Origin of the sequence: Endozoicomonas sp. ALE010 (assembly GCF_049310165.1) — a bacterium.
Classification (GTDB): Bacteria; Pseudomonadota; Gammaproteobacteria; order Pseudomonadales; family Endozoicomonadaceae; genus Endozoicomonas.
This window is the reverse complement of sequence record NZ_JBLYNV010000057.1, coordinates 1-13,424: the sequence shown is the minus strand read 5'-3', so window position 1 is coordinate 13,424 and position 13,424 is coordinate 1. Positions and strand designations below refer to the sequence as shown.

The 13,424-nt window shown below is 50.5% G+C and carries 13 protein-coding genes, 3 tRNA genes and 1 riboswitch; of the genes, 13 read left to right on the top strand and 3 right to left on the bottom strand.

The genetic code is table 11. The features are described 5' to 3' along the window. The first annotated feature begins 28 nt into the window (after positions 1 to 28). The 4 genes from ACO6UY_RS19270 to tal all read left to right on the top strand — a co-directional run bounded on the left by ACO6UY_RS19270 (position 29) and on the right by tal (position 3,097). Positions 29 to 418, top strand: a complete 390-nt coding sequence (locus tag ACO6UY_RS19270) for a hypothetical protein (RefSeq protein ID WP_422447665.1) — start codon at positions 29 to 31, stop codon at positions 416 to 418. A 31-nt stretch (positions 419 to 449) separates the two neighbouring features. Continuing rightward, complete coding sequence (locus tag ACO6UY_RS19265; protein WP_422490916.1) at positions 450 to 878, top strand: YbaN family protein; 429 nt, start codon at positions 450 to 452, stop codon at positions 876 to 878. A gap of 132 nt (positions 879 to 1,010) precedes the next feature. Next, a complete protein-coding gene (gene rbsK / locus ACO6UY_RS19260) occupies positions 1,011 to 1,982 on the top strand; it encodes a ribokinase (protein WP_422490915.1) in 972 nt (323 codons plus the stop codon). Positions 1,983 to 2,119: 137 nt separating this feature from the next. After that, positions 2,120 to 3,097 carry a transaldolase gene (gene tal / locus ACO6UY_RS19255; protein ID WP_422490913.1) on the top strand — a complete coding sequence of 326 codons (978 nt, stop codon included), beginning with the start codon at positions 2,120 to 2,122 and terminating at the stop codon, positions 3,095 to 3,097. Between the two features lie 106 nt (positions 3,098 to 3,203). On the opposite strand, the gene ACO6UY_RS19250 is transcribed toward tal, so the two are convergent. Then, positions 3,204 to 3,617: a hotdog fold thioesterase gene (locus tag ACO6UY_RS19250; protein ID WP_422490912.1), complete on the bottom strand. Its 414-nt coding sequence runs from the start codon at positions 3,615 to 3,617 to the stop codon at positions 3,204 to 3,206. 33 nt (positions 3,618 to 3,650) lie between these two features. After that, positions 3,651 to 4,679: a YbgA family protein gene (locus tag ACO6UY_RS19245; RefSeq protein ID WP_422447657.1), complete on the bottom strand. Its 1,029-nt coding sequence runs from the start codon at positions 4,677 to 4,679 to the stop codon at positions 3,651 to 3,653. A 930-nt stretch (positions 4,680 to 5,609) separates the two neighbouring features. On the opposite strand from ACO6UY_RS19245, the gene ACO6UY_RS19240 reads away from it, so the two are divergent. The 3 genes from ACO6UY_RS19240 (at position 5,610) to thiC (ending at position 9,055) form a co-directional block, all read left to right on the top strand. Next, on the top strand, positions 5,610 to 6,110 hold the full coding sequence (locus tag ACO6UY_RS19240; protein ID WP_422447655.1) for a GNAT family N-acetyltransferase: 501 nt from the start codon (positions 5,610 to 5,612) through the stop codon (positions 6,108 to 6,110). Between the two features lie 96 nt (positions 6,111 to 6,206). Beyond that, on the top strand, positions 6,207 to 6,881 hold the full coding sequence (locus tag ACO6UY_RS19235) for a phosphohydrolase (RefSeq protein ID WP_422447653.1): 675 nt from the start codon (positions 6,207 to 6,209) through the stop codon (positions 6,879 to 6,881). 40 nt (positions 6,882 to 6,921) lie between these two features. Next, a riboswitch (TPP riboswitch) is annotated at positions 6,922 to 7,037 on the top strand. A gap of 194 nt (positions 7,038 to 7,231) precedes the next feature. Then, positions 7,232 to 9,055 (top strand): phosphomethylpyrimidine synthase ThiC, encoded by a 1,824-nt coding sequence (thiC, locus tag ACO6UY_RS19230; RefSeq protein WP_422490910.1) that lies wholly within the window; start codon positions 7,232 to 7,234, stop codon positions 9,053 to 9,055. On the opposite strand, the gene ACO6UY_RS19225 is transcribed toward thiC, so the two are convergent. Further along, a complete protein-coding gene (locus ACO6UY_RS19225) occupies positions 9,022 to 10,092 on the bottom strand; it encodes a pyridoxal phosphate-dependent aminotransferase (RefSeq protein WP_422447649.1) in 1,071 nt (356 codons plus the stop codon). The two genes, thiC and ACO6UY_RS19225, sit on opposite strands and share 34 nt — an antisense overlap. Positions 10,093 to 10,240: 148 nt before the next feature. Between ACO6UY_RS19225 and birA the strand changes: the two genes are divergently transcribed. From birA to ACO6UY_RS19195, 6 genes are all read left to right on the top strand, one after another. Next, positions 10,241 to 11,239, top strand: coding sequence for a bifunctional biotin--[acetyl-CoA-carboxylase] ligase/biotin operon repressor BirA (gene birA, locus ACO6UY_RS19220; protein WP_422490909.1), 999 nt, complete (start codon positions 10,241 to 10,243; stop codon positions 11,237 to 11,239). Then, a complete protein-coding gene (locus ACO6UY_RS19215; protein ID WP_422447645.1) occupies positions 11,236 to 12,003 on the top strand; it encodes a type III pantothenate kinase in 768 nt (255 codons plus the stop codon). The genes birA and ACO6UY_RS19215 overlap by 4 nt, the downstream gene beginning before the upstream one ends. 1 nt (position 12,004) lies before the next feature. Then, positions 12,005 to 12,727, top strand: a complete 723-nt coding sequence (locus ACO6UY_RS19210; RefSeq protein ID WP_422447643.1) for an SPOR domain-containing protein — start codon at positions 12,005 to 12,007, stop codon at positions 12,725 to 12,727. Positions 12,728 to 12,886: 159 nt separating this feature from the next. After that, positions 12,887 to 12,970, top strand: a tRNA-Tyr gene (locus ACO6UY_RS19205). Positions 12,971 to 13,091: 121 nt separating this feature from the next. After that, positions 13,092 to 13,165 (top strand) — tRNA-Gly (locus tag ACO6UY_RS19200). A gap of 34 nt (positions 13,166 to 13,199) precedes the next feature. Beyond that, positions 13,200 to 13,275 (top strand) — tRNA-Thr (locus ACO6UY_RS19195). Positions 13,276 to 13,424 lie beyond the last annotated feature (149 nt).

Genomic DNA, 13,424 nt, shown 5'->3' with positions numbered 1-13,424 from the left:
CAGGCACCATCGCTCGACTGGAAATCCCATGAACATATCAAAGCTATTTGCCATTGTGCTGAGTGCGCTTTTACTATCGGCCTGTAGTTATGTGGACGGTGTTCTCAGAGAAAAGATTCAGCCCAAGATAGAGTTTGACTTGACCCGCCTGGATGCCGATGGCCTTTATGGCCCAGCGGGTGGCAAGCGATCCCTGAGCTATGAGTTCTGTATTCCAGCCAATGTGAATACCGCACGGCAGGTGATGTACATTGACCCAACCGCAATTGTCTACGAAGAATCCCCCGGACGTTTACAATGTGATCAGCAGCAGTATCTGGTGGTGGGTGATACTCATCAGCCCAATTTTCTGGTGACTCTGGAAAACCTGGCTGAACTGCCCTATGTCACCAAAATTCAAGAGGCATTTTTTGAGTAAAGCGTACCCGCAGAATCGACTTTCGATAACCATGAACTCAAGAGATAAAACCTCGCCCCTCCAATCCCCCGGTATTCTAATCCGCAACCCGGTACTCTGGTACGCCTTTAAAGCCTGCGCCCTGCTCTGTGTTGCACTGGGTTGTATCGGCATTTTCCTGCCACTACTACCCACCACCCCCTTTCTATTATTAGCCGTTTTTTTCAGCCTGCGTTCATCTCCAACCATTCACGCCCGGCTCTTGAACCACCCAACACTGGACCCCCCACTACGCCAATATCTTAATCAACGCAGCATTTCCACCAGAGTATATATCCGCGCAGTCATTTTCCTCTGGCTAACCATAAGCCTCTCCATTTGGCTACTCACCCTGCCATGGCTCAAATACCTGCTACTGACCATAGCCATCACCGTAACGCTATACCTGACAAAATTAAAAAGAAGGGAAAAACGCCCCTGAAGACCTACCCTAAAACCAACTACCAACTGCCCACTGCCCACTACCAATTCGATTCCAACAAAACCCCTAACCCAAAACAACATTTGCATTACACTTGATTAAGTTGTCAGCCTGATTTTCACCGGTGGTGATATGAGTAAGCAGATTCTCGTGCTAGGCAGTATTAATGTTGACCATGTTCTGAGGGTTGATTGTTTTCCCAAACCAGGCCAGACCATCACCGCTTCATCTTACGACATTATGGCAGGGGGCAAAGGTGCTAATCAGGCGGTAGCCTGTGCCCGCCTTGGCGGCAATACACTTATGATGGCAGCGATCGGGCAGGATGATCCGGGGCGGGAAATAGTACAGCAACTGAGTGCTGAAGGTATTGATACATCCGCAATTACTGAAATAGTGGATGCCCAAACAGGGGTGGCCCTGATGTTCGTGAATGCCAAAGGCGAAAATATGGTTGGCATCTCTGCTGGCGCTAATGGCTGCCTGAGTGAAGAGTATATTGAGCAGAAACATAGTTTGATCGCTGGTGCAGATTATCTGCTCTTGCAGCAGGGGATTCCTGAATCTGTCATGCGACAGGCTGCTCATATTGCCGGGGGAAGCCATACTAAAGTTGTCTTGAGCCCCGCATCTGTCAAACCGTGTTCCGGGGATGACTTACCGACTGTGGATTTGATTACGCCTGATCAGACGGAGGCAGACCTTCTTACCGGTATTAAAGTGCTGGATGAAACGTCGGCAACCCAGGCTGCTACCCTATTGCATGAGAAAGGTATTACTGACGTAGTGATCACCATGGGGCAGTATGGGGCCTATGCATCATCAATGACTTCAGGCCATCCTGAAGGGCTGATGGTTCCCGGGTTTCCGGTTAAGGCGGTTGATACAACGGCGGCTGACGATACATTTAACGGTGCACTGCTGGTGGCCCTGGCGGAAGGAAAATCGCTTGGGGAAGCAGTTTTCTTTGCCAATGCCAGTGCTGGCCTTTCGGTCATGAGTGCTGGTTCTCAGTCGTCTATTCCCTATCGGTTTGAGGTTGAGGAATTTATTCAGTGCGATCAGGAAATTGCCGATGCTGCGGCAACCCCGGATACCTCATGATGCTGGTATTTCTTTGATATAAAAGGTGAATACGGATACCCTCGTTGATTAAAGACGAAAACATTGATGGTAAACTTTTAAAGCGCTTATCAGGCTCCATGCACCCAGCTGTTTGCTTGGCTGGAAGAAGGTACAGTATGCAAAATCAGCTCGACCAATTAAAAAAAATGACCAAGGTTGTGGCCGATACCGGTGATATCGAAGCCATTCGTCGCTACCAGCCGGTTGATGCGACGACCAATCCTTCACTGATTTTAAAAGCCGCGCAGCTACCGGCGTATAAAAAGCTGGTTGATGAAGCCATTGCCTTTGGGCGCAACCATTCTACAGAAAAAGCGGTCAGTGCCCGTTATGCCTGTGACTGGTTGACGGTCGGTATTGGCAAAGAGATTCAGCAGGTAGTGCCGGGCTTTGTGTCAACGGAAGTGGATGCACGACTGTCGTTTAATACGGACGCGACGATTCAAAAGGCCAGACAGCTGATTGATCTCTATAAAGAGCAGGGCGCTGACAGTGAGCGGGTGCTGATCAAAATAGCGTCTACCTGGGAAGGTATCAAAGCGGCGGAGGTTCTGGAAAAAGAAGGTTTTCGTTGTAATCTGACCTTGCTGTTCAGTTTTGCCCAGGCTCAAGCCTGTGCCGAAGCCGGTGCTTATTTGATCTCCCCGTTTGTTGGCCGGATTCTCGACTGGTACAAAAAAGCAGAAGGCCGGAATTTTACTGCTTCACAAGACCCTGGCGTTCAGTCGGTCACCCGTATCTACAACTACTTCAAACAACATGGCTACAACACCGTGGTGATGGGAGCCAGCTTCCGAAATACCGGTGAGATTACTGAGTTAGCCGGTTGTGACTGCCTGACGATTGGTCCGGACCTTCTCGATCAGCTGGAATCATCCGAGCAACTGCTTGAACAAAAGTTGTTTGCCGACTCGCCAGTGTGTAGTGATGAAAAAGTGGTTCTGGATGAGGCTGCATTTCGCTGGGCGATGAACGACGATGCCATGGCAACGGAAAAGCTGGCTGAGGGTATCAGAAAGTTTGCTGAAGATCAGATTAAGCTGGAAAAGCAATTGCTTGATGCATTTCGGGAGGATGTTGCAAAAGCCAAATGAATTTTGCACCACAGAGACACAATGGCACAAAGAAGTCTTTTGCTGACTATGCGCAGCTCCCAGAAAAACTTTGTGTCTCTGTGCCTTTGTGGTTCCTTCTTATTGATTATATTTTCTTGGTTGCCATGGTAATACGGGATATACAGGTGGGCCTGCCCTGGTCATCCTCAATCTTGATCTCCCACACCTGGGTACTGCGGCCGATATGAATGGGGCGTGTTGTGCCGGTCACTTTTCCGGACGTGGCTGACCGAAGATGATTGGCGTTGATTTCCAGGCCAACACAGTAGGCTCCGTCTTCACAGCACAGGTTGGCGGCAATACTGCCCAGTGTTTCAGCGAGAACCACCGAGGCACCACCATGCAGCAGTCCCATGGGCTGAATGGTTCTGCGGTCAACTGGCATGGTGCCCCGGAGAAAGTCGTCTCCTACTTCGGTAATCTCAATACCCAAATGGTCACACATGTTTTCCTTGAATACCGCGGTTTCAGGACTGTAAGGCCTTTTCCAGATGGACATCTTTTTTCCTTTTTCTTTTATTGGCACTGATCATCATATCCGGTTGCGCAAGCCCAGCTGATCCGGGTGAGGTGTCAGGTAGGTTTGTCGTTGAATATATACACTACCATGATTGTCTATGAAATGCCGTAGCATGGTCATCGGGGCAATAAGGGGGATCATTTCCTGACGGTACTCTTCAATCAGCGTCAGCAGCTGCTTTCTCTCTTTGCCATCGACGCTCTTTTTCACATATCCGAGGATATGCATCATGGCATTGGTGTGAGATTTTCGATTGGCCCGTCGTTTCAGGGCGCTCATAAAGCTGCGCAGGTACTCCTCCAGCAGTTCATGCAGATTCGCTTTGCTGCCTTTGGCCACGATTTGGCCAAGTAACTCATACCCCTGGGGATAATGGGCCATGATCATGTACTTGTGAGTAGAATGAAAGTCGACCAGGGCGGCATAAGATGGCTCTGCCATCACGGTTTTCTGCCAACGGTCATAGGCGTAAACCCGGGTGAAAAAATTTTCACAGAGTATCGGGTCGTGCAGCCTGCCTTCTTCTTCTATTGGCAGCAGCGGGTTGCTCTCCATAAATGCCCTGGCATAGGCTCCGGGTGAACTTTCGCCCAGCGGGTGGCCATTTTCATGGTACACCTTGACCCTTGCCATGCCACAGCTGGGGGACTTCTGCATCAGAATATAGCCGCAAATGTGTGATAGCTGATCAGACATATCATGACCATACTGCGTCAGAGCATCCGTTACATCCAGACTGGAATTTTCAGTGCCGACTACCCGGATTTGCAACTGTTTATCGGGTGCAGACGATGAACTTTGGCCGGTAGTTTGTGATGCTTCAGCCAGTTGGCCGACCAGCCGGATGGGCTCTCTGGGGGTTCCCAGCCCGATAGCCATCTCAGGACAGACCGGCTCAAAGTGGAAGAATTTATCCAGCGTGTTGACACAAAAAGACGAGCGTTTGTGCCCACCGTTATAGCGCACTTTATGGCCCAAAAGGCAGGAGCTGATGCCCAGTGTGATCTGTTTTTCAGGCTCAGGTATGGAAACGATAGCCACTTGTTATTCTCCACTTTACATTCGAAATACACGCCCTGGTTAATATCGCCAGTTACTGGCAGTTCCTTTGCCTGTCAGCGGTTGAAAACAGGTATAACTCTACATTGCTGTTAAGGCAAGAGTGATGTGCCTATAACTCTTTCTATCATCTAACTGCCTGTGCAGTAAGGCTTTTTTAATGGATTGCAGTGTCTCATTGGCGAGTCGGTTTTGCCGGTATACAGCACAGATTTTTCCTGCATAAGACGACATTATTATCACAGTCGTACAGGAATTAACCCGACCCGGATCATTCCGAAAGGCCCTGCCCCGAAATTGCAAAACATCACCAGCAGGATATTAACGGTATTGGAATGCCTGATTTGAGGTGGGCATAAGTAGTTAACCAAATGAAATCATATATTTCTGACTAAGTTGTCAGTCACTCTGCGGCGTTGCAACTCCGGTCACATAGCTACGGCTATGCTCCCTACGTTGCGCCTTGCATAGCAACTGCCCACTTAGCCAGAAATATACGATTCCATTTGGCCAACTACTTAGGCTGCTTTCGATAGCGGAGGCATGGAGCCCGGATTTAGCCATCCGTTTCCGGTTTATAGAATCAGGGAACTTTTGACAATCTGCGCACACTAATATAGGGAAAGAAGTTGCACAGCCTGTGAAATCAACATCTGCTCGTAAAAGGTTGCAGTTTCAGGCTCTCTTCGCTTTTGCCTGATCATCAGGTGGTCTGGGTTCAGGTTTTGCCTGATGATCTATTGGCATTCTCTGGTCTGACGAAGGCAGTTGTTTTTCTTGATATTAGTATCAATAAATCAGTCAGTTGTATTCATCGGGTCATCTGATTAATGAGAACTTTCAGATCATCTAACTGTCCAAATGGCGGAGTAATTATTTTGTTGGAGCAAAGTTTCTGGAGACTATTTTACCGTGCTGATTGTTACTGATACGCCCCGTCTGATACTTCGTACCTGGCAGTTACAGGATATCGATGCGTACTCCGCCTTACTGGGCGAAACACCTCCCGGTGCCTCAGATGCCATGGCCACAGAGCCCGCAAGCCTTGCAGAAACCGAGTTGTGGCGCTACCAGGCGGAACTGGATAAATGGGGGTGGTCGCGCTGGGCGGTGGTATTCAAAGAGAATAACCAGCTAATTGGCTATTGTGGCTTTTCTCCCTATGGCAAGCATATTGAGATGAGCTGGCGCTTTTTACCCGCTTACCGCGGACAGGGGCTGGTGCTGGAAGCTGTTGAGGCAGTGACTCAATTCGGCTTTAACCAGCTGGGTATGGAAGAGATTATTTCTTATACAACCCCCACTAATGAGTTTGCCCAGGGCGTTATGCAACAACTGGGGATGACACTTGATCGCTTTGAGGGGTGGAGTACCTGTACGGTTGCCCGTTACCGCATACAGTCACCGATATAAATCATGCGCTGAAAATATTCCGCAGCCACAGTACAATCACTTTAAATAATTTCATTCATTTAAATTTATCCCTCCACTTACAGTCTTTTTGAACTCATGAGCAATAGCAGCAGCGACACCCTGAGTACCTGGGAGCAGAAAATTATCGTCTGGCTACAATCCATGCACCACGACCATGATGACCACTCCCATGACTTTTCCCATTTTCAGCGGGTCTGGAAAACGGCGCAGCAGATCATGGATCTGGAGCAGGTGTCTGTGAATCCACTGGTGGTTCTCGCTGCCTGCTACTTTCACGATATTGTGGTGTTGCCAAAAGATCATCCTGAGAGGTCCAGGGCCTCTTCGCTGGCTGCCATAAAGACCAGAACCTGCCTTGAGGATATGGGGTTTCCTGCTGAGTTGATTGATAACGTCTGTCACTCGGTGGCCAGTCACAGCTATTCTGCGGGCATTGCGCCCGAAACCATTGAAGCCAAAGTGGTTCAGGATGCTGATCGGATGGAGGCTCTGGGAGCTATCGGGCTGGCCCGGGTTTTTTATACATCGGGCCTGCTGCGGCGAAAAATGTTCGACCCCGAAGACCCACTGGCTGAGCACCGGGCCCTTGATGATCGTGAATACGCGCTGGATCATTTCCAGGTGAAGTTGCTGAAGCTGTCTGACACCATGCAGACGTCCGCCGGACGCAGAATGGCAGAGCGGAATTCGGATTACCTCAGGGAATATATGGGCAAGTTGCTTAAAGAGCTGGAAGGGGATTATTCCTGACCCGGTACTACTTTTTCAGTGAGGGTGCCTTTATAATCTTCCCATCTTGTCGGAGTGCGAAAGCTGAGATCGCTGCATTTTATCGGATATATGTGCAGCAAATTCGTTGAACCTGCTCAGGGTAATACCTGCGAAGGGAACAAGAGAAGAGAGTACCGGGTTGCTATCTGGTGGATGGCTGATCACGCTTTTGGCCAATCATGCCTTTAATATCTCAAAGCATTGTTTTGCTTTAAATCAAGCAGCTTCTTGCTAACCTTGACGAGTCAAGCTAGCAAAAACCGTCTATTCCTTTTCTCTGGCCTGAGACACCGGCAAGCCATACCAATAACAATAGATAAGGGATATTCATGGTCGGTAACTCTCAACTTCAGGGTATTCAGATGCGTGCTCCAATTGCTGACAGTCAGTCACTTCTGGTAGAAGCCTGTCGTTCATTTCCTGCTTCACGGAAAATTTACCTTCCCGGCAGCCGCCATGATATTCGTGTGGGCCTGCGGGAAATAACCATTGGGCAGAGACACGGAGAGTACAGTAAGTTATCCACTGAATCTGCCGTTCGGGTGTACGACACATCCGGTCCTTATACTGATCCGGAATACTGCCTGGATCTGCTTAAGGGCCTGCCGCCTATCCGTTCAGAATGGATACGGGCACGAGAAGACTCAGAAGAGTTGAGTGCCCAGTCTTCAACCTATGCATTGCGACGAAAACAGGATATTCAGGTTGAGCCGGTGCGCTTTCAGTCATCTGCCCCCGTCAGATGTGCCCTGTCTGGAAGAAATGTGACTCAGCTCCATTATGCCAGGCAGGGAATAATCACACCGGAGATGGAATATATCGCCATCAGGGAAAACATGGGAAGGCCTGAAGCAAAGATAACCCCCGAATTTGTTCGTCAGGAGGTGGCAACCGGTCGTGCGGTGATACCCGCGAATATTAACCATCCCGAAGCAGAGCCAATGATTATCGGCCGTAACTTTCTGGTGAAGGTTAATGCCAATATTGGTAATTCACCGGTGACGTCTACCATAGAGGAAGAAGTTGAAAAACTGCTCTGGGCAACCCGCTGGGGGGCCGATACGGTGATGGATCTTTCCACCGGTAAACATATCCATGAAACCCGGGAGTGGATTATCAGAAACTCACCGGTACCGATTGGCACCGTGCCTATTTATCAAACACTGGAGAAAGTAAACGGCAAGGTAGCGGATCTTAATTGGGAGGTGATGAAGGACACCTTGATTGAGCAGGCAGAGCAGGGGGTAGATTATTTCACCATTCATGCCGGAACGCTGAGAGACCATGTGAAACTGACCACTGATCGGGTGACCGGTATTGTTTCCAGGGGCGGTGGGATTCTCGGGCAGTGGTGTGAAATGCATGACAGCGAAAACTTCCTCTATGAACACTTTGATGAGATCTGCGAGATATGCAAGGCATACGACATTACGCTTTCATTAGGGGATGGGCTGCGCCCGGGATCGGTGGCTGATGCCAACGATGCGGCACAGTTTGCCGAACTGAAAACGTTGGGTGAACTGACAAAGAAAGCCTGGGCACATGATGTGCAGGTGATGATTGAAGGCCCCGGGCATATACCGATGCACCTGATTCAGGAAAATATGGATAAACAGCTGGAGTATTGCCACGAGGCACCCTTTTACACGCTGGGTCCACTGACGACGGATATCGCCCCCGGCTATGACCATATTACTTCCGGGATCGGTGCAGCGATGATTGGCTGGTTTGGTTGTGCAATGCTCTGTTATGTGACACCAAAAGAGCACCTTGGCCTGCCCAATCGTGAGGATGTGAAACAGGGATTGATCGCCTACAAAATTGCTGCCCATGCGGCAGATGTCGCCAAAGGTCATCCGGGGGCACAACTAAGGGATGATGCGCTGTCCCGTGCCCGTTTTGAGTTCCGCTGGGAGGACCAGTTTAACCTGGCCCTGGATCCGGATACCGCAAAAGCCTACCACGACGAAACCCTCCCTCAGGACAGCGCCAAGGATGCGGGTTTCTGTTCCATGTGCGGACCAAACTTCTGCCCAATGCGCATGACGCATGATGTGCGGGAGTTGGAAGAGCCTTCAGCCAATAAAGAGCCCTTAGCCAGTAAAGCGCCCTTAGCCAGTCAAGCGGCTCCGGCAATGGAAAGCCCCTCCTGAATCCTCTCGATCAGCTGCCGGGTCTGGGCAATATCACCCAGTGTTATTCTCAGACCCTTTCGCCCAGTCTGGTCAGACTTTGGGCGAACAAGGATGCCATGGCTGCGCAGGTGCAGCTCAATGACCTCAGGATTATCCGGAAATGCCCAGATGAAATTGGCCGCACTGGGCCAATAGGGAATGGCCTGTTGATCAAGGAAATGCTCAAACAAGGGCTTGGATGACTCCATAACTTCCCTGACGTACTGACGGGTATACTCCGGATGGTCCAGGGCGGCATTGATGGCCACGGCAGCAAACTGGTTAACATCATAAGGGCCACGGATATTCAGCAGCGCCCGGATGTTGTCAGGGTGGCTGATCACATAGCCCAGGCGAATGGAAGGCAGGCCCCAGGTTTTAGAGAAGGTGCGTGTGACCAGAATATTCGGGTATGCCATAACCGCATCCGCCACGGTGGCCTGAGAGTATTCAAAGTAGCATTCATCAACCAGCAGGGCGGTATTGGGTGCGGACCTGGCAATGGTCAGAATATCTTCACGCTGGATTTGCGTGCCGCTGGGGTTGTTCGGGTTGGCGATGACAATCAGCCGGGTTTTTGCGGTGATGGCGTCCAATACTGCGTTAACCGGAAAGCCGGTTTCCCGCGTATAGTCAGGCTCAATAATGTTCAGCTTTTCAATATTGGCGCACTGGTGGTACATCGCGAAGGTTGGGCCGGGGATGATGATGTCATCACCTTCTGTACAGGCCGCACGGATAATAATATCAATGCCCTGGTCAGAACCATTAGTGATCATGACCTGGGGTTCATCGACGCCTGCATAGTCAGCGATTTTCCGGGTCAGGTCGCCATAGGATGGGTACACCTGCAGACGATCATCATTGATATAGTCAATCAGTGCCTGTTTGACATGCTCACTGACGGGCAGCGTTCTCTCATTAAAGTCCAACAGCAGATTGTGATGAGGGTTTCTGCCTTCAAGTGGCGGAGAATAGGCGCTCATCCGGGTGATGTGGGACTTGAAAATGCTCATCGGCGGTTTCCCTGATCCATCTGTTTTTGTTGGAGAAAGTGCAGTATAGAGCAGAGTTCCCGGGAGAAGCTATCAGGCATTGGGTCCGCTTAATGCTCTGGCCTGATATAATATTCAGTTTCCTGACAGGTATGTGGATTTCCTATAAATGGAAAAGGTATTAGAACTTCTGGCTGATGGCGGTTTCCACTCCGGTGAAGCGCTGGGCAGGGCGCTGGGGATCAGTCGCGCTGCGATCTGGAAAAAACTGAAAATGCTGGAAACGCTCGGCCTGCAAATTGATTCAGTCAAAGGCCGGGGGTACCGGCTGCACCCGGGAGTTGAGTTGCTGGATAGTGAACGTATTCTCAATGCCCTGGCCCCATCCGCCAGAGAGTCGGTGGCGGTCCACACCTGTTTGAAAACAGCATCCACCAATGATCTGGTCAGAGAGATTCCTGTTGCCAGCCCGTTAATAAAAGAGGTGTGTCTGGCAGAATATCAGACCAGCGGCCGTGGTCGGCGGGGCAGAGCCTGGGATAACCCCTTTGGTTCGACCATCAGCATGTCTGTACGTTGGTTTTACAGTGCTGGTATGGCATCCCTGGAAGGGCTGAGCCTGGCGGTCGGTCTGGCTGTACTGAAAGCGCTTGAACGCAGCGGTGGCGGTGATCTCAAACTGAAGTGGCCTAATGATCTGCTGTGGAACTCCCCCGACGGTTTTCGCAAGCTGAGTGGCATCCTGCTGGAAGTGCACGGAGACCCCACCGGAGACTGCGAGGTGATCATCGGTATTGGCGTCAATATTGCCCTGAGCCAGCAACAGATCAACAGTATCAGCCAGCCCGCAGTGGATATGCAGCGGGTGTGTGGTACCACAGTGAGCCGAAATCAGGTAGCCAGTGAGTTGATCAACGAGTTGTGCCGTACCCTGGATATTTTCAGTCATCAGGGCTTCAGCCATTTCAAAGACCAGTGGGAGCGCTATGATGCTTTTGCCGGGCAGGAGGTTGTCCTGGACGCTTCCGGTAAAACGTTGTCTGGCGTAGCTTCCGGGGTGAATGGTCATGGTGGACTGTTATTGCAGACCCGTGAAGGTATGATGACTTTCAATGGCGGTGAGGTTTCATTAAAGGCCGCGTCACCCACAAAGAGCAAGTCATCATGAGAATTCTGGAACTGGATGCAGGCAATAGCCGATTAAAATGGCGGCTACTGAATAGCGGCCACATCACTTCCCATGGCTTTCTTGCCAACAGCGAAGACTGGCAACACGAATTGCCAAAGCTGCTGGATCAAATTGGGCCGGTCGATTCGGCCAGGGCGGCCATCGTCTCCGGTGATGAGCGTTTTGCGCAGTTGAGTACTGCGGTTAATCAGCACTTTAATGTATCCCTGTTAAAGGCCGAGGTTAAAGAGCAGTGCCGGGGCGTGAAAGCTGCCTATCCTGGTCTGGGCGTTGATCGCTGGCTGGCTATGCTGGCGGCCCATCATCTGGACAGGGCAGAGAATAAAGAGCCCTGCAAAAAAATGGTGGTGAGCTGTGGTACTGCCATTACCATTGACTTGTTGAGTGACGGCGGGAACCACCTGGGCGGCTATATTGTACCGGGTGTCGGCCTGATGAAGAGCATGCTGCACACCAGGACAGCACAACTTCCCATGGTAGCAGCAGAAGCATCAACGATAATGCCCGGAACAAGCACTGCCGGGTGCATTAACAACGGTATTCTGGCCATGGCCGTAGCCATGATTAATACACAACAGGCGCAGTATAAAACGGCTTGCGGCAAAGACTGCCCGGTTTATCTCACCGGAGGTGACGCTACCTTGATTCAGCCGTATCTGGGTGAGTGTTACCATCATCCCGCGCTGGTGATGGATGGTCTGGCGCTTGCTTTCGAACAGGAGGGGAGTAACTCCGTTATATAAAATGCGTTTGACAGTAATTTTTCTTGTGTTTGCCAATATCAGTTACTTTGCCTGGGGCTCATGGCAGGAGTCCAGGGTGGGTTACTGGCTGCCTGAGAGTGATAGTGCCTATACCGAAGCCGCAGGTGAGCGACTGGTTCTGTTGACTGAGACGGAAGATTATCTTCAGTCTCTGCGAAATGAGACTGAAGTTCAGCCAACGTTGGAAACCTCGCTGTATTCCGGTGATACCGTCCAAGAATGTCTGATCGTCGGGCCTTTGGCCAATGTGATCGAGGTGGATGAGTTGCAGCAGCGCCTGTTTGCCGTAGGTGTTAGCAGCAAAGAGCGTGCAGACGAAAGCAGTCAGCAGCAGGATTACTGGGTTCATATACCGCCACTGGCCAGCAGGGATGCGGCAATACGGCTGTTAAGGGAACTTCAGGCCCAGAGAATCGACAGCTTTGTGATTACCCAGGGCGAACTGACCAATGGGATCTCGTTGGGGCTTTTTTCCCGCAGTGAATTTGCAAAAGCCGTAAGTCGTCGCTTAATGGATGCGGGCTATGAGGTCGCGATCAAGTCCCTGCCCAGAGTTCCTGAGCAATGGTGGCTTGAGATGGATGCCGCAGTAGAAGAAAAGCTGAGTACGTCATTCTGGGATGAGGCTACTGACCAGTTTCCTGAATTGAAAACCTTAAGAACGGCCTGCAAGAAGAATGATGCACTGAAAAAAGTGATGTAAAAGCATTGCAACGGACCAAGAGTTTCTCTAGTATACGCCTCGCTGCTCAGGGAGACAGTTAGCCAGGACGACAAACGGAGGTGACCAATTAACATGGTTGCTGAAGAGGAAAAGCCGGGTTGACAAAGAAAACTTCCTGAATAAAATAGCGCAGCATCTGGTGGGGTTCCCGAGTGGCCAAAGGGATCAGACTGTAAATCTGACGCGAAAGCTTCGCTGGTTCGAATCCAGCCCCCACCACCAGATTTCACTTCCTTGTGTTAAGTAAATCGAAAAACTGATTCTTGATGCTTGGAGACTGCTGGCTTCTCTTGTATTCTTTGTTGGATGTATTGAAGCTTCTGCATAAATAAGGTTTGTTTGTGCGGGTATAGTTCAATGGTAGAACCTCAGCCTTCCAAGCTGATGATGCGGGTTCGATTCCCGCTACCCGCTCCAGATTGCATCTCTTTCGTTCTTTTTTGAGATTCATGCTCTTATAGCTCAGTCGGTAGAGCGCATCCTTGGTAAGGATGAGGTCACCGGTTCAATTCCGGTTAAGAGCTCCATATAACCTATGTAATTCGCTTGCGAGCCAAGTATTACAAGTTGGCAGTTGACAGTAGCCAGTTGGCAGAAAAAGCGTTCACTGCCCACTGCCCACTGCCCACTGCCCACTGCCCACTGCCCACTGCCCACTGCCCACTGCCCACTGCCC

Bases quoted from the DNA above. Each gene is read 5' to 3' on its own strand.
- ACO6UY_RS19265 (WP_422490916.1), top strand. From the start codon at position 450: ATGAACTCAAGAGATAAAACCTCGCCCCTCCAATCCCCCGGTATTCTA.
- ACO6UY_RS19215 (WP_422447645.1), top strand. From the start codon at position 11,236: ATGAGAATTCTGGAACTGGATGCAGGCAATAGCCGATTAAAATGGCGG.
- rbsK (WP_422490915.1), top strand. From the start codon at position 1,011: ATGAGTAAGCAGATTCTCGTGCTAGGCAGTATTAATGTTGACCATGTT.
- tal (WP_422490913.1), top strand. From the start codon at position 2,120: ATGCAAAATCAGCTCGACCAATTAAAAAAAATGACCAAGGTTGTGGCC.
- ACO6UY_RS19225 (WP_422447649.1), bottom strand. From the start codon at position 10,092: ATGAGCATTTTCAAGTCCCACATCACCCGGATGAGCGCCTATTCTCCG.
- ACO6UY_RS19235 (WP_422447653.1), top strand. From the start codon at position 6,207: ATGAGCAATAGCAGCAGCGACACCCTGAGTACCTGGGAGCAGAAAATT.
- ACO6UY_RS19250 (WP_422490912.1), bottom strand. From the start codon at position 3,617: ATGTCCATCTGGAAAAGGCCTTACAGTCCTGAAACCGCGGTATTCAAG.
- ACO6UY_RS19270 (WP_422447665.1), top strand. From the start codon at position 29: ATGAACATATCAAAGCTATTTGCCATTGTGCTGAGTGCGCTTTTACTA.
- birA (WP_422490909.1), top strand. From the start codon at position 10,241: ATGGAAAAGGTATTAGAACTTCTGGCTGATGGCGGTTTCCACTCCGGT.
- thiC (WP_422490910.1), top strand. From the start codon at position 7,232: ATGGTCGGTAACTCTCAACTTCAGGGTATTCAGATGCGTGCTCCAATT.
- ACO6UY_RS19210 (WP_422447643.1), top strand. From the start codon at position 12,005: ATGCGTTTGACAGTAATTTTTCTTGTGTTTGCCAATATCAGTTACTTT.